This window comes from Terrabacter sp. MAHUQ-38, from assembly GCF_014518425.1.
In the GTDB taxonomy this organism is placed as follows: domain Bacteria; phylum Actinomycetota; class Actinomycetes; order Actinomycetales; family Dermatophilaceae; genus Terrabacter.
Map to the genome: position 1 here is coordinate 812,114 of NZ_JACVCU010000002.1, position 17,284 is coordinate 829,397.

Annotated in this window: 12 protein-coding genes; 2 read left to right on the forward strand and 10 right to left on the reverse strand. The window is 72.9% G+C overall.

The window, feature by feature from the left end:
- Nucleotides 1-43: 43 nt before the first annotated feature.
- The 4 genes from H9I49_RS10700 to ppk2 form a co-directional block, all read right to left on the reverse strand.
- On the reverse strand, nt 44-331 hold the full coding sequence (locus tag H9I49_RS10700) for a WhiB family transcriptional regulator (RefSeq protein WP_188030307.1): 288 nt from the start codon (nt 329-331) through the stop codon (nt 44-46).
- Between the two features lie 277 nt (nt 332-608).
- Entirely contained in the window at nt 609-869 is a 261-nt protein-coding gene (locus tag H9I49_RS10705) for a hypothetical protein (RefSeq protein WP_188030308.1), read from the reverse strand.
- Nucleotides 870-1,013: 144 nt separating this feature from the next.
- Complete coding sequence (locus H9I49_RS10710; RefSeq protein WP_188030473.1) at nt 1,014-3,155, reverse strand: ATP-dependent DNA helicase UvrD2; 2,142 nt, start codon at nt 3,153-3,155, stop codon at nt 1,014-1,016.
- On the reverse strand, nt 3,152-4,027 hold the full coding sequence (gene ppk2 / locus H9I49_RS10715; protein WP_188030309.1) for a polyphosphate kinase 2: 876 nt from the start codon (nt 4,025-4,027) through the stop codon (nt 3,152-3,154). Before ppk2 ends, H9I49_RS10710 begins: the two co-directional genes overlap by 4 nt.
- Before the next feature lie 95 nt (nt 4,028-4,122).
- On the opposite strand from ppk2, the gene H9I49_RS10720 reads away from it, so the two are divergent.
- The gene (locus H9I49_RS10720) at nt 4,123-4,392 is read left to right on the forward strand and encodes a mycoredoxin (RefSeq protein WP_188030310.1); all 270 of its coding nucleotides are present in this window, start codon (nt 4,123-4,125) and stop codon (nt 4,390-4,392) included.
- Here H9I49_RS10720 and nudC read toward each other — a convergent pair.
- On the reverse strand, nt 4,389-5,357 hold the full coding sequence (gene nudC, locus H9I49_RS10725; protein WP_370587525.1) for an NAD(+) diphosphatase: 969 nt from the start codon (nt 5,355-5,357) through the stop codon (nt 4,389-4,391). The two genes, H9I49_RS10720 and nudC, sit on opposite strands and share 4 nt — an antisense overlap.
- Nucleotides 5,358-5,454: 97 nt before the next feature.
- On the opposite strand from nudC, the gene H9I49_RS10730 reads away from it, so the two are divergent.
- Nucleotides 5,455-6,879, forward strand: a complete 1,425-nt coding sequence (locus H9I49_RS10730; RefSeq protein WP_188030312.1) for a phosphotransferase — start codon at nt 5,455-5,457, stop codon at nt 6,877-6,879.
- 48 nt (nt 6,880-6,927) lie between these two features.
- Here the strand turns inward: H9I49_RS10730 and H9I49_RS10735 are convergent, their stop codons facing one another.
- The 5 genes from H9I49_RS10735 to H9I49_RS10755 all read right to left on the reverse strand — a co-directional run bounded on the left by H9I49_RS10735 (nt 6,928) and on the right by H9I49_RS10755 (nt 17,275).
- A complete protein-coding gene (locus H9I49_RS10735; protein WP_188030313.1) occupies nt 6,928-10,389 on the reverse strand; it encodes an ATP-dependent DNA helicase in 3,462 nt (1,153 codons plus the stop codon).
- Entirely contained in the window at nt 10,386-13,634 is a 3,249-nt protein-coding gene (locus H9I49_RS10740; RefSeq protein WP_188030314.1) for an ATP-dependent DNA helicase, read from the reverse strand. Before H9I49_RS10740 ends, H9I49_RS10735 begins: the two co-directional genes overlap by 4 nt.
- 143 nt (nt 13,635-13,777) lie before the next feature.
- Nucleotides 13,778-15,961, reverse strand: a complete 2,184-nt coding sequence (gene katG, locus H9I49_RS10745) for a catalase/peroxidase HPI (RefSeq protein ID WP_255523901.1) — start codon at nt 15,959-15,961, stop codon at nt 13,778-13,780.
- 80 nt (nt 15,962-16,041) lie between these two features.
- Nucleotides 16,042-16,470, reverse strand: coding sequence for a Fur family transcriptional regulator (locus H9I49_RS10750; RefSeq protein ID WP_188030316.1), 429 nt, complete (start codon nt 16,468-16,470; stop codon nt 16,042-16,044).
- A gap of 79 nt (nt 16,471-16,549) precedes the next feature.
- A complete protein-coding gene (locus H9I49_RS10755) occupies nt 16,550-17,275 on the reverse strand; it encodes an MGMT family protein (RefSeq protein ID WP_188030317.1) in 726 nt (241 codons plus the stop codon).
- Between the last annotated feature and the right edge of the window lie 9 nt (nt 17,276-17,284).

The following is a 17,284-nucleotide window of genomic DNA, read 5'->3' on the forward strand; positions in this document are numbered from 1 at the left end:
GTTGAGGGCCAGTGCTGTGCGGGTCATGCGTGTTCACGCAGGCTCAGGCAGCCACTGGGTGCTTGCGGGGACGGCCACGGGGCCTCTTGCGAGCCACGACCGCGCCCTGGACGAGCAGCTGCCCGCCCCACACGCCCCACGGCTCCTGGCGCTCGAGGGCGCCGGCGAGGCACTGTGCCCGTGCGGGGCAGAGCCCGCAGAGCGTCTTGGCGAACTCGACGTCCTCGGGTCGCTCGGCGAACCAGAGCTCGGCGTCGTAGTCGCGACACGGGATCGTCTCGCCGACCTGCTCGGCCTCGGTCCTCATGTCGATCAGTTCGCTCAGCTGCATCGTTCTCACCTCCGTCTCCGGGGCACCCGTCGCGGTGTGCCCCTGCTCACTCGTCTCTGTCCTGGTCCGAAGGCCGGCACCGGTGGTGCGCGTCTCGGTCCTGCTGCTCGGCATCCGAGGAGTCATCTGTGTCCCTGATCTGTCAGGCACCCGGTCGGGTGCTTCTTCTGGCGGTGTCGGTTACTGCAGTGGAGCGGCAATCGGTCCTGGGAAACACGAAGGCCGCGGACCCGGTGATGTCGGGTTCGCGGCCTGGAGGTGAGGCTTCTCGGTCTGGTCAGACCGGTGGCCTCCCGAGGCGGGAGCGAACGACATCGATGGTCTTGTAGGCGGGAGCGAACGTGCGGCCGAGGACCGAGACGTCTCCCTGGGACGGGACGCGGAAGTCAGCGACACGGCCGCCGTTGACGGCGGCGATGGACACAGTGGTCCCCTCGCCCATGACACGCGTGTCCGCGAGACGGATCTGGCCGGCTGCGCGCGGACGCACGGAAAGGACGCAGGAAGCTGCGTGCATCGTCATCGTGGTGATGTCCATCTGGCCGACCCTCCTATCTCTTTCTCGCGAACCCCAGCTGGCTACCTGAGCCACTGGGCTTGACCTCGTCAAGGGTACGCGCGCGCGTCGCGGGCGAACAACTCAATTAACGAACTTTTCCCAACAATTTTTCGCCGGGGCGCGCTAACCAGCCGATTCCTTTGCGGCAGAACGACTTTCAAGAACGTCTTGCGGGTCGGCGCCGGCAAGGATGGCGAGGATGTCGCCGCCGTACTGTTCGAGCTTGCGCGCTCCCACCCCGCTGATGACCGAGAGCGCGCCCTCGTCGGACGGTGCGTCCTCGGCGATGGCGGTCAGCGTCGCGTCGGTGAAGACGACGTAGGCGGGGACGCTCGCGTCGCGCGCGACGGCGAGCCGCCAGGCTCGCAGCCGTTCGTACGTCGCCTCGTCGTAGGTCGGTGGGCAGTCGTCGCAACGGCCGGTCTTGCGCTGCGCGGCCGTCACCAGCTCGGCGCCGCAGCCCCTGCAGTGCGCGAGCCGGGCGACCTTGGGGGACGGTCGCTTCGAGCCGCTCGACCGCGCCTCGCTGCGCGCGCCCAGGCCGAGGATCCCGGCTGCCGGGGCGAGGAAGCGGGAGACGCGTCGGGTGGCACGGGCGCCCGGCGTGCGCGCGCCCGACCACGAGAGGAACAGCTGCGTGCGGGCTCGAGTCAGGCCGACGTAGAGCAGTCGGCGCTCCTCCTCGATGGCGTCGACGCCATCGGCCATCGAGATCGGCATGAGCCCGTCCGAGGCACCGACGAGGAAGACGGTGTCCCACTCGAGACCCTTGGCCGCGTGCAGGCTGGCGAGCGTCACGCCCTGCACGGCAGGGGCATGCTGCTCGGCGGCGCGCCGTTCGAGCTCGGCCACCAGCTCGGGCAGGCGCGCATCGGGCGCGGCCACCGCGATGTCGTCGGCGAGGGTCGCGAGCGCGGTCAACGACTCCCACCGCTCGCGGGTGGCGCCGCTTCCTGCGGGTGGTTCGTGCGACCAGCCGGCTCCGGTGATGACGTCGCGGGTGATCTCGCCGAGCGGCTTCTCGCCGTCGTCGCTGCGGGCCGCACCGCGCAGCAGCAGAATGGCGTCGCGCACCTCCTTGCGCGCGAAGAACCGCTCGCCGCCGCGCACGAGATACGGCACGCCGGCGTCGGCGAGCGCGGACTCGAAGGCCTCGGATTGCGCGTTGGTGCGGAAGAGGACGGCGATCTGCGCGGCGGAGTGGCCGGACTCGACCAGCCCGCGGATGCGCTCGGCGACCGCGCTCGCCTCGGCAGGGTCGTCGGGGTAGGACGTGAGGACCGGGTCGGGGCCCGGTTCGCCCTGCGCCAGCAGCCGCACGGCGCCGTCGCGCGCGGCCTGCGTGCCCGAGGCCACGATCGTGTTGGCGAGTCCGACGATCTGCGGGGTCGAACGGTAGTTGCGCACGAGGCGCACGACCTGTGCCTTCGGGAAACGCTTCGGGAAACCCACGAGGTGTCGCGGGCTCGCCCCGGTGAAGGAGTAGATCGTCTGCGCGGGGTCACCGACGACGGTGAGGTCGTCGCGCTCACCGAGCCACTGGTCCAGCAGGCGCTGCTGGAGGTCGTTGACGTCCTGGTACTCGTCGACGACGAACTGGCGGTACTGGCCGCGCACCGTGCGGGCGATGTCCTCGCGCTCGTCGAGGATGCCGACCGTGAGCAGCAGGACGTCCTCGAAGTCGATGACGCCGCGCCGCTGCTTGACGTCCTCGTAGGCCTCGAAGAGGCGGGCCATGGCCGTGAGGTCGAGGCCCGGGGGCTCGCGTCGCTCTGCACGGGCGCGGGCGGCATACGACTGCGGTGTGAGCAGGTTGACCTTCGCCCACTCGACCTCGGCAGCGAGGTCGCGGATCGTCGTGCGGTCGAACTGCATGCGCAGCCGGCTCGCCGCCTCCGCCACCGCGGGCGCCTTGTGGCTCATCACCTCCGGCGCCGCACCGCCGATCGCCTGCGGCCAGAAGAAGTGCAGCTGACGCAGGGCCGCGGCGTGGAAGGTGCGGGCCTGCACCCCCTGGACGCCGAGACCACGCAGACGAGTACGCATCTCGCCGGCCGCGCGCGCGGTGAAGGTCAGCGCAAGCACCCGCTGCGGCTGCTGGAGACCGGAGTGGACGGCATACGCGATGCGGTGGGTGATGGCCCGCGTCTTGCCGGTGCCGGCTCCCGCGAGGATGCACAGCGGCCCCGGCGGGGCCATGGCGACCTCGCGCTGCTCGGGGTCGAGCCCGGCGAGGATCTGGTCGGCGGTGGGTGCAGCGCTCAGGACCGATCACCCTTCGCGTGACGCTTCGCGTGACCCTTCGCGTCGCTCGTGGCGAGCGCGAGCACGGTGGCGGCGTGGTCGGGCACGTAGTTCTGCGCCTCCTGCGGCGGGCGTTCGTAGCCGCGCGGCGCCGGCCGCTCGGGGACGGGTGGCACGTCGGGCGTCATCGGCTCGTGCGGGATCGAGCTGAGCAGGTGGTGCATGACGTTGACCCGCGAGCGGCGCTTGTCCTCGGACTCGACGACATGCCACGGCGCCCAGGGGGTGCTCGTCGCGGCCATCATGCGGTCCTTGGCCTCGGAGTAGTCCTCCCACCGGGTGATCGACTCGAGGTCCATCGGCGAGAGCTTCCACTGGCGCATCGGGTCCTTGGCCCGGGAGCGGAAGGGGCGCTCCTGCTCCACGTCGGAGACGCTGAACCAGTACTTGCGCAGGATCACCCCGTCATCGACGAGCATCCGCTCGAAGACGGGCGCCTGCTCGAGGAAACGGGTGTACTGCTCGTCGGTGCAGAAGCCCATGACCCGCTCGACGCCCGCGCGGTTGTACCAGGACCGGTCGAACAGGACGATCTGGCCGCCCGCCGGCAAGTGTGCGATGTAGCGCTGGAAGTACCACTGCGACCGCTCACGGTCGGTCGGGGCCGGGAGTGCCGCGATGCGCGCCACCCGGGGGCTGAGGTACTCGGTGATGCGCTTGATGGCCGAGCCCTTGCCGGCGGCGTCGCGACCCTCGAAGAGGACGACGACACGCTGCCCGGTGGCACGGACCCACTCCTGGAAGGCGACGAGGTCGGCCTGGAGCCGGCTGACCTCGGCCTCGTAGACGGCGAGGTCCATCTTGTGGGGTCGCTTTGCGCCGGGCTTGGCCATGGAGTCATCCTTGCACCGAGGGGCGACGCCCGTGCAGCGCCGTCCCCACCCCCAGATACCCCAGCACGCCGCCCCAGCAAGGACGAGTGGAACCGATGCCCGAGCTCAGCCAGCTCACGCCCGATGAGGGCTCGATCACGATGTTCACGACCGAGTGGTGCGGCTACTGCACGCGCCTCAAGGGCCAGCTGAAGCGCGACGGCGTCCCCTTCACCGAGATCGACCTCGAGGACAGCCCGGAGCACGTCGCCTTCGTCGAGCACGTCAACGGCGGCAACCGCACCGTCCCGACGGTGGTGTTCCCCGACGGGACCGCCGCCACGAACCCCTCGCTCGCCGAGGTCCGCGCCCGCCTCGCGAGCTAGCCGACCCGCTCGACGACGGACTCGACCGTCTGGCCGAGCCAGCGCTCGATGATCCGCTTGGCGATCGAGATGCCGCTCGGCGTGCGGATCGACCCGTCGCGCAGCAGCGCGCGGTACTCCTCACGCTCCACCCAGCGCGCCTCCGCCATCTCGACGGGGTCGATCGTCAGCTGAGTCTGCGTCGTCGTCGCCGCGAAGCCGATCATCACCGACGACGGGAACGGCCACGGCTGGTTGCCGAGGTAGCGCGCGCCCTCGACGGCGACGCCGACCTCCTCGGCGACCTCACGCGCGACGGCCGCCTCGAAGGACTCCCCCGGTTCGACGAAGCCTGCGAGCACCGAGAAACGACCCTCGGGCCAGTGCGCGCCCCGGCCGAGCAGCAGCCGGTCGTCCGGGTCGACGACGGACATGATGACGGCCGGGTCGGTGCGTGGGTAGTGCTCGCTGCCGTCGCGCTCGCAGCGCCGCACCCAGCCGCCCTCGACCGGGCCGGTCGGGGCGCCGCACCGAGGGCAGAAACGGTGGGCGTTGTGCCAGTTGGCCAGAGCGAGCGCGGTCGTGAAGACACCGGCGTCGCGTGGGCTGAGGGCCTCCCCCGCCTGCCGCAGCGTCAGCCAGCCGTCCGCCTCGGGGCCGTCGGCCCGCGAGGAGTCCCAGCCGTCCGGCTCGTCACCCACGACGCCGAGGTATGCCGTGCCGGCCGAGTCGCGCCCGAGGTGGAGTGCGAGCCGGCGGCGGTCGGCGTCCTCCGGAGAGCGCAGGGCCAGCGCGAGCGTGCCGTCAGGTGAGGGCCTGCCCGGTGCGGCGACGCGCAAGCGGTCGCCCCGGACCTCGGCGACGCGGGTTCGCGGGTCGTCGAGCAGCTCGCGGACGATCTCGGGCCGCCGGCGCTCGAACGCCACGCGGTCGAGCGAGCTGCGCGAGAGCGCGAGATCTCCGAGGGTCTCGTCGGTCAGGGCCACGCGGTCCACCCTAGGACCGCCACGAGGCGCCGGCGCAGCGCCCTCGCCCGGGCGTCGCCTCCCACGCTCGGCGCGTCGCCCGACTTACGGTGGACACGTGACGCGCAGCCCGCTCTTCCTTGCCGCCCTGGCGAGCTCGGCCGTGCCGGGGCTCGACCCGGTGGCGGTCGAAGGCGTGCCGTCGCGGCCCGGCGACCTCTTCGAGATCGCGTACGTCGAGGACAGCCAGGACCGCCGGTGGGTCGTCAAGGCCCCATGCACGTCTGCCGCCGGGGCGATGCTCGACGACATCACCGCCCTGTCCGGCCTGCTCGGCCGCCGACTTGATGTCGCCATGCCGATGGTCCGTGGCCACGCGCCCGTGCCGGAGGGCCGGGCAGCGGTCTACCTCCGCGTGCCGGGCCGCCCCCTCGACTTCGCGGGGCTCGGGCCCGGAAACCTCGTTGCCGAGGTCGGGCGCACCCTCGCGCACATCCACAACGTCGAGCACCTGCTCTTCGAGGAGGCCGGACGCCCCACGTATGACGCCGAGGCGCACCGGCACCGCCGGCTGTCGGAGCTCGACCGGGCGGCCGCGACCGGCCACGTGCCCACCGGCCTGCTGACCCGCTGGGAGCACGCGCTCGAGGACGTGTCGCTGTGGCGCTTCGCGCCGAGCGCGGTGCACGGCACGTTCACGGGGGCAAACGTCCTCGCGTCCTTCGACGACGAGGACGACTCGTCGAGCGGCCGCGTCCGCGGCGTGCTGGCTTGGGAGGAGAGCCGGATCGGTGACCCAGCCGACGACTTCGCCGAGCTGGCCAGCGCGGCACCGCCGGAGACTCTGGACGCGGCGCTCGAGGCGTACGCCCAGTCGCGGGTCGAGCGTCCCGACGCACACCTCGTGCGACGTGCCCGCCTCGCCGCCGAGATGGCACCGCTGCGCACCCTCTTGCACGCCCTGGCTTCCGGCCAGCTCGAGGTGGTCGAGCGAACGGCCGGCGAGCTGCGTGCCCTGGACGCGCGGGTCGAGGAGGACGACCGCCGGCACGCCGAGGAGGACGCCGCGCGCATCGAGCGGACCCGTCTGGCCCGGGAGCGGTCCGCGCAGGTGCTCGACCCCGACGACCCCGAGCGGCCCGAGCCGGCGTGGGACGCGACGCAGCCCCACGTCCCCTTCCCCATGCTCGGCGAGACGCAGGCGATGGCAACGACGCCGGTTCTGACCGACGAGCAGCCCCAGCCGTCCGCTCAGGGGGCCGCGCTCGACGCACCGGATCAGCCGAATGCCGTTCCGCCCGCCGCTTCCCCGGGCCCGCGTGGCACGGACGCCGCGCACGACGCCCGGGGCATGCTCGGACCAGAGGGCTCCCGGCCCGTGCCGCTCGTCGCCTCTGACGGCCAGGGGTCACCGTTCGAGATCGACGAGGTCGAGGCGCTGCCCGAGGAGGTCGACGGCGTCCTGGACCTGCACGAGGGCGCATCGGACTTCGTCCCGGTGGCGCCCCATGACCACGACCGTCGTGCCCACAAGGACCACTGAGCCGCACCGCATGCTCGGTCGGCCACTCGGCGAGCGGGGCGGGTGGGGTCAGTCGGGCAGCGCCCGCAACAGGTCGACGAGCTCGGCCTCGCCCGGCAGGTCGGGGCGCACCGTGGCTCCGTCGCCGGCGTAGTAGAACGCTGCGTCGACGAGCGACGGGTCGACGCCCCGCAGCCGGGCGAAGGCCACGGCGTAGGCCCCCAGCTGGAGGGCCCGGACGCGAGCGTCGCGGCCGGTGGGACGGGCACCCGTCTTCCAGTCCACGACGGTCCACCCGCCGTCGTCGCGCGGGAAGACCGCGTCGAGGCGCCCGCGGACCGCGATGCCGTCGATGATCGTCTCGATCGACAGCTCGATCTCCTCGGGGATGCGGTCGGCCCACTCGCTCGCGAGAAAGCGTTCCTTCATCGTCTCGAGGTCGCCGTCGTCGGCAGCGCCCTCGTCGGCGCTGCCGGGCAGGTCGAGCACGTCGACGATGGCGGCGCGTGAGTAGTGCTCCTCGATCCAGGCGTGGAAGGCGGTGCCCTGGCGGGCCGCGACGGCGGGAGGGCTCGGCATGGGCCGGCGCAGGGACATCGCGAAGACCTCCGCGTCGCGGGCCAGCGAGACGACGGCCGACGCCGACAGGTGACGCGGCACGTCGACGACCGGCTCGCCACGCGAGCGACGAGCGGCCTGCTCGGCCAACAGGAGGCGCAGGTCGTCCACTCGCGGATCACCATGCGGCACAAGCGGGCCGGTCTCCGCGAGGGCGGCCACGCGCTCGTGCGCGCCGAGCAGCCCGTCGCGGCGGACGCCCATCGGGTCGTGGGGCCACAGCTGTGAGACGGGGACCGCGAGGTGTGGGTTGCTCGGCGCCGTAGCCTTGCCCTTGTCGTCGACGAGCGGCGGTGGGGCGGGCACCCACGTCGTGCGGGTGACTGCTCGCGGTAGGGCGTCGGCGACCTCGGTCAGGAAGCGGGACGGCACCGACAGCGTCTTCTTCGCGGCGCCCCACAGGTGTGTCGTGAGGAGCATGGCCGTCCGCGCCCGGGTCAGGGCGACGTACGCGAGGCGGCGCTCCTCGGCGACGGCGTGGCTGCCCCCCTCGAGGACGAAGGCGTCGACGGCGGCGCTCAGCGTCTTGCGGTCGGGCACGCCGCGCCAGTCGAGGTGGGGTAGTCCCGCGCGGTCACCTCGCAGGTCGTAGGGCAGGGAGTCGAGCCCCACGAGCCAGCCCTTGTCCTTGACCTCGCCCGAGCAGGCGTAGTCGACGGGGTCGCTGTCAGCGACGGGAGCCACGGCCGTCGCGCTGTGCGCCGGAAAGACTCCCTCGACGAGGGTCGGTACGGCGACGACGTCCCACTCGAGGCCCTTGGCGGCGTGCACGGTGAGGACCTGCACGGCGTCGGCGTCGGACTCGGTGTGGCCGGCGTCGAGTCCGCGCTCCTGGTCGCGTGCGGCGTCGAGCCAGCTGAGGAAGCCCGACAGTGTCGGCCGGTCGGCGGTGGTGGCGTAGCGCGCGGCGACGTCGGCGAAGGCGTCGAGGTGCACCCGGGCCGTCGACGCGGTGTGCTCGGGGCGGGAGAGCACCTCGATGTCGAGCCCGATCGCGACCTCGGCCTCGGCGACGAGGTCGACGAGCGGCAAGGCGGTGAGACGACGCAGACGGCGCACGACGTCGCCGAGGTCGTGCAGGCGGCGCAGCGCCTCGTCGCTGATACGGGCGCCGTCGCGTCCGACCCAGCCGGGTCGTGGGAGGTCGTCGAGCGCCTCGACGAGGGTGGCGGTGTCGGCGCTGTCCGTGGCGAGGTCGCTGCCGCGCCGGTCCGCCTCGCGGTCCGGGTCCTCACTCCCCGGATCCTCACTCCCCGGATCCTCAATGCCCGGGGCCGCCGCCTCGGGCTGGCCGGACGGCGCCGGTCCAGCCTCGTCGAAGCCCAGCTCTCCCTGGATCGGCGGCGCTGCCCCGACCCGCCAGGGCCGCGAGTGCAGCTCGCGTGCCCACGACCACAGCCCGGCGAGGTCGGCGGCGCCGAGGCGCACGACCGGGCCAGTGAGCAGGCGCATGAGCTGGTCACCCCGGGTCGGGTCCTGCACGACCCAGAGCGCGGCCACGAGGTCGCTCACCTCCGGTGTGACGAGCAGGCCGCCGAGACCGACGACCTCGACCGGCAGCCCCCGGCGGCGGAGCGCCTCGAGGACGAGCGGGAAGGACGAGCGACGCCGGCAGAGCACGGCAGCTGAGCGACCCGTGCGTCGACCACTCGGGCTGAACCAGTGTGCGGCGACCCAGCCGGCCAGGTGGTCGGCTTCGTCCTCGGCGGTCTCGAGTCGCGCGACGTCGATGGCTCCCACCCCGGCACCGGGCCGCGGGCGCAACGGCTGCACGTGCGCGGTGGCGAGGGGCGCTGCCACGGCGTTGGCGGCCTCGAGGATGAGCGCGTCGTTGCGCCAGCTCGTGGAGAGCGGCAGCACGTCGGCGGGCCCGTCGTCACCGGCGAACTCGGCCGGGAAGCGCAGCAACGTCGTGGCGCTCGCCCCACGCCATCCGTAGATCGACTGGTTGGGGTCACCCACCGCCGTGAGTGCGACACCCCCATGGTGGAAGAGGGAGCGGAGCAGCTCGAGCTGCGCCTCGGACGTGTCCTGGAACTCATCGAGCAGCACGGCCCGGAACCGCTCGCGCTCGATCTGCCCCACCACCGGCACGGAGCGCGTCAGCCGGGCCGCCATGGCCATCTGGTCGGCGAAGTCGAGGGACTCGCGCTCGCGCTTGAGGTCGAGGAACCGCTCGACGATCGGGAGCACCGTGCGTCGCTCGCGCAGGACCGTGATCGCGTCGCGCGCCGCGGTGAGCGACCCGCGGCCCTCGCCGTCGGGCAGCGCTTCGAGCCGAGCGAGGACCGAGTCGAGGTGGTCCATGGCCTCGGCAGGCGTGCGCACGTGCTCAGCCATCTCGCCCGCGAGCGCCATCACGGCCTGGATGACCGTGGCCTCGCTCTTGACGACGTCGTCCATCGGGCCGTCCCAGCGCGACACCGCCTCGGCCGCGAGCTGCCAGGCACCGGCCTCGGTGAGGACGCGGAACTCCGGCTCGATGCCCACCCGCAGGGCGTGCTCACGGACGAGGCGCCCGGCATACGCGTGGTAGGTCGACACGGTGGGGGTGCCGCCGAGCACCTCGGCGCCCGTGCCGTCGTCGGCGGGCGGTGTCCAGATGCCGGCTCGCTCGAGACCTCGCAGGCGCTTGCCGATGCGCTGCGACAGCTCGGCTGCGGCCTTGCGCGTGAACGTCAGGCCCAGCACTTGGTCGGGGTCGACGAGTCCGTTGGCGACGAGCCACACGACGCGCGCGGCCATCGTCTCCGTCTTGCCGGAGCCGGCCCCCGCGACGACGAGCAGCGGACGCGCGCCCGCCTCGATGACGGCGGCCTGCTCGGGTGTGGGCGGCGGCATCTCCAGCGCGGTCGCGATGTCGAGCGCGCTGTGCCGCACACCGATGGCCGGCCGCGTGTCGGTTGCGGTCACAGCGCGTCGCCCTCCGGCTGGACGGGACACGACGACCGCACGGGGCACGTCTCGCACGCCTTGCCCTGGGCGGCGCGGAACTCGGCCGCGCCCATGCCCTCGGCGGTGGCCTCGACCAGCGAGCGCGCCCATGTCGGGTCGTCGCTGCGCGAGAGCGGCTCCTGCGTCAGCACGCTCGGCTTGAGCCCGGTCAGCCCTCCCTTGCCGATGAAGACGAGCGCCGCCCCGGCGCTCCGGTCGCCGAGGTCGGGGAAGCCACCCTCCTCGACGGCGACCTGGTAGGCGCCGAGCTGACCGTGCTCGGCGAGCTCGGCCCGCGTCGGCTTGGACTTGCCGGTCTTGAGGTCGACGATGCGTACGCGTCCCTGGGCGTCACGCTCGATGCGGTCCACGCGACCGGCCACCACGGCGCGCCCGACGGGCACGCGGAAGTCGGTCTCGATGCCGACGCGCCGCCAGTCGGTCTCGGCGTCGTCGCGGTATGCCGTGAAGCGGGCGACCATGTCGTGGGCCTCCTTGCGGGTGCGCTCGGTGACCCACCCCGGCGTCAGGCCCAGACGGCCCCACCGCGCGTCGACCTCGCGGCGCAGCGCCTCGAGCGGGGCGTCGGGCAGCTCGGCGACGATGTCGTGCACGAACGTCCCCACCGAGGCCGCGCCCAGCGCCACGCCCTCCCCGCCGACCGACGTGAGGAACCAGCGCAGGCCGCACTCGGCGAAGTAGGTCACCTTGGACGGCGACACGGGCACCGGCTCGTCGGGCCGCCGGACGGGCCGGTCGCTCGTCACGGAGCGCAGCGCCCACCAGGATCGCGGGTCGGCGCCGCGCACGCCCTCGCGAGCGGCTGCCGCGAGGAGGTGGAGGGCGGGCTCCGCGACACCGGGGTCGGGGCTCACGACTTCACGGCGCAGCTCGCCGACGAGCCCCGGCAGGGTCATGGTCCGTGCCACCTCGGTGTGCGGCCGCACCTCGTCGGCAAGGCGCGTCGTCTCGGGCGGGTCGACGAGGTCGAGGTAGACCGACGGCTGCTCGTCCTCGTTGCCGACCGCCGTGACGAGCAACCGCTCGGTGGCGCGGGTGACCGCGACGAGGAAGAGACGGGTCTCGTCGTAGCGCACGGCCGCCTGCGCTGCGCGAAAACCCAGCGGGCGCTCGGCGACGACGTCGACGAGGTCCTCGGAGCCGAGGACCGAGCCGCGCAGCCGGAGGTCGGGCCAGACGCCCTCCTGGACGCCGGCGACGACGACGATGCGCCACTCGCGACCGGCCGCCGTCTGCGGCGTGAGCAGGGAGACCCGACCCCCGGACTGTCCGCCCACGAGAAGCGTGTCGCCCGGCACGTCCTGGCCCTGGATGTGCTCGAGGAATGTGTCAGGGCCGGCGGTCGGCAGCCGGTCGACGAACGCACCAGCGGCGTCGAAGAGCGCGAGGACGGCGTCGAGGTCGCGGTCGGCACGCTCACCGGACGTACCCCCCGTGAGCGCCGTGCGGCGCCAGCCCTCGGCGACCCCCGCACCCTGCCAGATCGCCCACAGCACGGACTCTGCCGTGACCCCACGGGCCCAGCGTCCGTCGTCGCCGATGCGCGCGGCTGCCACGCCCGCGGCCAGAGCCGCGGCGATCCGCGCGGCGGGGCGGCCCGTCGAGCCGAGCAGCGTGGCCCTCGGGGCGTGCTGGAGAAGGTCGGCGAGCAGCTCGTCGCTGGATCGTCCACCGCCGGACGCGAGCTCGTCTTGGCGCAGCAGGCGCCTCAGGCGCCTCAGGCTCACGGTGTCGGACCCACCGATGGGCGAGAGCACGAGGTCGGCCGCACGGACCGGGTCGATGACGTGCTCCTGGCCGCGGTGCTCGGCTCGGGCCACCGCGAGGCTCTCGTCGAGGAGGTGGAGCAGCGGTCGCACGGCGCTCTCGTCACGGACGGGTGTCTCTGCGGTGCCGGCCTGGACGGGGACTCCCGCCTGCCCGAGCAGCCGCCGCATGGTGTCGGCGCGGCCCGACCCCCGGACGATGACGGCCATGTCGGTCCACGGCACGCCCTCGACGAGGTGCGCCCTGCGCAGCAAGGCCGCCACGTGGGCGGTCTCCTGGGCAGCGGACCGCAGCAGAGCGACCTCGACCGTGCACCGGCGCCCCGCCGACGCCGCAGAGGTGAAGCGACGTTGCTCGCCACCACCGAGCGCGCCGATGCGACGTGCCACTCGCTCGGTGACGGCGGCTAGGCCCGGCCCGAGCCGGTGGGATCGGTCGAGGACGACGGTCTCGCTCGCGGCCGGTGACCCGACCGGCGGCGCGAGGTCGAGCAGGGCTGGCGCTGCGGGCACGGCATACGGCCCGGGTGAGCCGTCGGCGAGCTCGGCCCACCCGTCGGCGAGAAAGCGCGGGTCGGCTCCGCGGAAGGTCTGGACGGCGACGTCGGGGTCGCCGAGGAGGACGACGCGCGGGCCGCCGCCGCCGGCGACGACCCGCAGCAGGCGGGCTGCCGCGGACGTCAGCTCCTGGGCCTCATCCACGACCACGAGCCGGATGCGTTCGTGGAGCCGGTCGAGCGCCGAGGGGTCGTCGTCGAGGAGCTCGGCGGCGGCGGTGAGCACCCAGGCGGGGTCGTAGGAGCCGTGCCGGCTGAAGGAGGTGACCTGGTCGTACTCACGCAGCACGTGCGCGGCCGCGACCCACTCGGGCCGCGCGTGCTCGGTGCCGAGGTGCGCCAGGTCGTCGGGCCCGAGGCCGTGCTCCACGGTGCGCATGAGCAGGTCGCGCAGCTCGTTGCGGAAGCCTCGGGTGCGCAACGCCTCGCTCAGCCCGTCGGGCCAGGTCGGCCCCGGGACCTCCCCGGATGCGTGCCCGGCGAGCAGGTCACGCAGGATGACGTCCTGCTCGGGGCCGTTGAGCAGACGCGGCGCGGGGCGCCCCCGAAGGGCAGCCTCCGCGCGCAGCACCCCGAAGCCGAACGCCTGCCAGGTGCGGGCCAGCGACTCGGTCGACGTGCCGTCGAGGCGCGCCGTGACCTGCTGCCGCAGGCGCGCCGCGGCACTGCGGCTGGACGTGACCATGAGGCAGGCGTCGGCGCGCAGGCCATGGGTGCGCACGGCGTCGACGACGAGCTCGACGGCGAGGGTGGACTTGCCGGTGCCGGGGCCGCCGAGGACGCGCAGGACGCGAGCGGTCGAGTCGAGCGCGGCCCGCTGGCGCTCGTCGAGCCGCACCGCCGCCGACGTGAGGGCGGGAGCGCGACGCAGGATGACCACCCGAGGATTCCATCACGTCGGGCCGACACCCGCCCGCACCCTCCCGTGCTTGGAGACGGCGAGGGGCCCGGTCGGCGCACTCGCCGGCCGGGCCCCTCATTCCGTCACGTCATCGCGTCACGGCAACGCGTCAGGTCGACGCGTCACTTCACGTCGAAGCGGTCCGCCTCCATGACCTGCGACCACGCGGCGACGAAGTCGCGGACGAACTTCTCCTTCGCGTCGTCGCTGGCGTAGACCTCCGCGAGCGCGCGCAGCTCGGAGTTCGAGCCGAAGACGAGGTCGACGCGGCTGCCGGTCCAGGTCTGCTCGCCCGCGGCGTTCGTCGCCGTGAACTCGTCGGCGGCCTCGGACGTCGGCGTCCACGTCGTACCGAGCTCGAGCAGGTTGACGAAGAAGTCGTTCGTCAGGGTTCCCGGCCGGTCGGTGAGCACGCCCACGGCCGAGCCGCGGGTGTTGGCGCCGAGGACGCGCAGGCCGCCGACGAGCACGGTCAGCTGCGGAGCCGAGAGCCCGAGCAGGTTGGCCTTGTCGACGAGGAGGTACTCCGCCGGGATGTTGCTGCCCTTGCCGAGATAGTTGCGGAAGCCGTCGGCGCGCGGCTCGAGGTAGCCGAACGACTCGACGTCGGTCTGCTCCTGCGACGCGTCGACGCGACCCGGACGGAACGGCACCTCGACGGTGACGCCGCCGGCCGCGGCCGCCTGCTCGACCGCGACGTTGCCGCCGAGGACGATGAGGTCGGCGAGCGAGACCTTGCGGGTCGACTGGGCGTTGAAGTCGGCCTGGACGCCCTCGAGGGCGCGCAGCACCGTCGCGAGCTCCGCCGGGTCGTTGACGTCCCAGCCGGCCTGCGGCTCGAGACGCACACGTGCACCGTTCGCTCCGCCGCGCTTGTCGCTGCTGCGGAAGGTCGAGGCCGACGCCCACGCGGCCTTGACGAGCTGCGTGACGCTGAGGCCGGTGTCGGCGATCCTCTGCTTGAGCGCGGCGACGTCCTCGGCGGTGACGGGCTCGCCGTGCGCCTCCGGCAGCGGGTCCTGCCAGAGCAGCTCCTCCTGGGGCACCTCGGGACCGAGGTAGCGCGCCACAGGACCCATGTCGCGGTGCGTCAGCTTGAACCAGGCCCGCGCGAACGCGTCGGCGAACTCCGCCGGGTTCTCGTGGAAGCGGCGGGAGATCCGCTCGTATGCCGGGTCGAACCGCAGCGCCAGGTCGGTCGTCAGCATCGTGGGCAGGCGCTTCGCACCGCCCTCGTCGGGTGCCGGGATGATCGCCTCGGCGTCCTTGGCGACCCACTGGTGCGCGCCGGCCGGGCTCGCGCTCAGCTCCCACTCGAAGCCGAAGAGCACGTCGAAGAACGTGTTGTCCCACTGGGTCGGAGTGGGCGTCCAGGTCACCTCGAGGCCCGAGGTGATGGCGTCCTTGCCCTTGCCGGTGCCGTAGGACTGCTTCCAGCCGAGGCCCTGCTCCTCGAGCGGGGCGCCCTCGGGCTCGGGGCCGACGTACTTCAGCGGGTCGGCAGCGCCGTGGGTCTTGCCGAAGGTGTGGCCACCGGCGATGAGGGCGACGGTCTCCTCGTCGTTCATCGCCATGCGACCGAACGTCTCGCGGATGTCACGGGCCGAGGACAGCGGGTCCGGGTTGCCGTTGGGGCCCTCGGGGTTGACGTAGATGAGGCCCATCTGGACCGCTGCGAGCGGGTTCTCGAGGTCGCGGTCGCCCGTGTAGCGCTCGTCGCCGAGCCACTCGGCCTCGGAGCCCCAGTACACGTCGTCGTCCGGCTCCCACACGTCCTCGCGGCCGCCACCGAAGCCGAAGGTCCTGAAGCCCATGGACTCGAGCGCGACGTTGCCGGTGAGGACCATGAGGTCGGCCCACGAGATGCTCTGGCCGTACTTCTTCTTGACCGGCCACAGCAGGCGGCGGGCCTTGTCGAGGTTGCCGTTGTCGGGCCAGCTGTTGAGCGGCGCGAACCGCTGCTGGCCGGCGCCCGCGCCGCCTCGGCCGTCGAGGACGCGGTACGTGCCGGCGCTGTGCCAGGCCATACGGATCATGAAGGGCCCGTAGTGGCCGAAGTCGGCGGGCCACCAGTCCTGCGAGTCGGTCATGACGGCGGCGATGTCGGCCTTGACCGCGTCGAGGTCGAGGCTGTTGAAGGCCGCGGCGTAGTCGAAGTCGTCACCGAGCGGGTTCGCGACGGCAGGGTTCTTGGCGAGGACCTTGAGGTTGAGGCGGTTCGGCCACCACTCGCGGTTCTGGGTGCCCGTCGGCCGCGTCGAGCGGTCGTGGGCGACCGGGCACTTGGCGGCCTCCGGCTCGTTCATCTCGCCGACCTCGGCGTTGGGGTGGTGAAGCTCAGACACGGAACGTCCTTCTTTCATCGGTGACTGTCAACAGGCGTACTTCAGGAGGCAGCCGCGGCGGCGCACGAGGGACACAGGCCCCAGTACGTCACCTCGGCCTGGTCGATCACGAATCCGTGGTCCTCGGATGCCGTGAGACAGGGGGTGTGGCCGACGGCGCAGTCGACGTCGGCGATCGAGCCGCACGAGCGGCACACGACGTGGTGGTGGTTGTCGCCGACGCGCACCTCGTAGCGGGCGACCGAGCCGGCCGGCTGGATGCGGCGCACGAGGCCCACCGACGTCAGGGCGCGCAGGACGTCGTAGACGGCCTGGTGGGAGACGTCGCCGACGGCCTCGCGGACGCGCTGGATGATCGAGTCGGTGTCGGCGTGGGGGTGGTCCGTGAGGACCGTGAGGACTGCGACGCGGGGGCGCGTGACGCGCAGGGCCGACCGCCGCAGCAGCGCTTCGACATCGATCCCGGCCATGCGGCGAGTCTGGCGCGTTATCTTGAACAAATCAAGTCTTGATTCGCCAGTCGGAACCACGGACCGGCGGTCGCCCTGGCTAGTCGGCGACCAGCTCGACCTCGAAGCCCTCGCCGCTCTCGAGGTAGGCCGCGTAGTGCTGCGGCCCACCGGCATACGGGTGCCTGTCGGCGAACATCAGGGTCCACCCACCCTCGCCGCAGTCATCAGCCACGGCTTCGACCTCCGCACGCGAACCGCCATGGAACGCAAGGTGGTTCAGGCCCGCACGCTTCCGCTCGTGCCGACCCTTGACGACGTCCGGACCCGACTCGATGACCACGTAGAGCGAGCCGAGCTCCCAGGCCTGACCGTGGCCCCAGTCGTCGCCGAGGTGGAAGCCGAGCCGGCCGAGCAGCCAGCCCCACTCGCGTCCGGCCGCGACGATGTCGTCGACCCAGATCTCGACGTGGTGCAGCCCGCCGCGCGATCCGGGAGCCGCAGTGGCCACGGCCTCTCCCCCGAAGTCCCACCGTGCGCGCCCCATGTCGGCCCGACCGCCGTCGACGAGCCCGCGCACCATCGGCGTGCCCTCGGCACGCCAGTGCTCGACCGCCTCGTCCTCGAGCCCCTGCGGCGGCCTCCCGTCGGAGCGGATGACGCGCCACCAGGGCACGTCGGAGCCGTACCTGCTCATCACGGTGCCGACCGTACGCGCCCCCATGCCGCCGAGGCGCTTGGCGATGTCGCCGTACGCGAGCACCCGTCCTTCCGGGATCGTCGTGACGAGGTCGAGCACGCGCTCCGCGTGGTCCTCCAGCGACACGGGCGTCCT

Bases quoted from the DNA above. Each gene is read 5' to 3' on its own strand.
- H9I49_RS10750 (WP_188030316.1), bottom strand. From the start codon at position 16,470: ATGGCCGGGATCGATGTCGAAGCGCTGCTGCGGCGGTCGGCCCTGCGC.
- katG (WP_255523901.1), bottom strand. From the start codon at position 15,961: ATGAACGAGCCGGAGGCCGCCAAGTGCCCGGTCGCCCACGACCGCTCG.
- H9I49_RS10700 (WP_188030307.1), bottom strand. From the start codon at position 331: ATGCAGCTGAGCGAACTGATCGACATGAGGACCGAGGCCGAGCAGGTC.
- H9I49_RS10705 (WP_188030308.1), bottom strand. From the start codon at position 869: ATGGACATCACCACGATGACGATGCACGCAGCTTCCTGCGTCCTTTCC.
- H9I49_RS10720 (WP_188030310.1), top strand. From the start codon at position 4,123: ATGCCCGAGCTCAGCCAGCTCACGCCCGATGAGGGCTCGATCACGATG.
- ppk2 (WP_188030309.1), bottom strand. From the start codon at position 4,027: ATGGCCAAGCCCGGCGCAAAGCGACCCCACAAGATGGACCTCGCCGTC.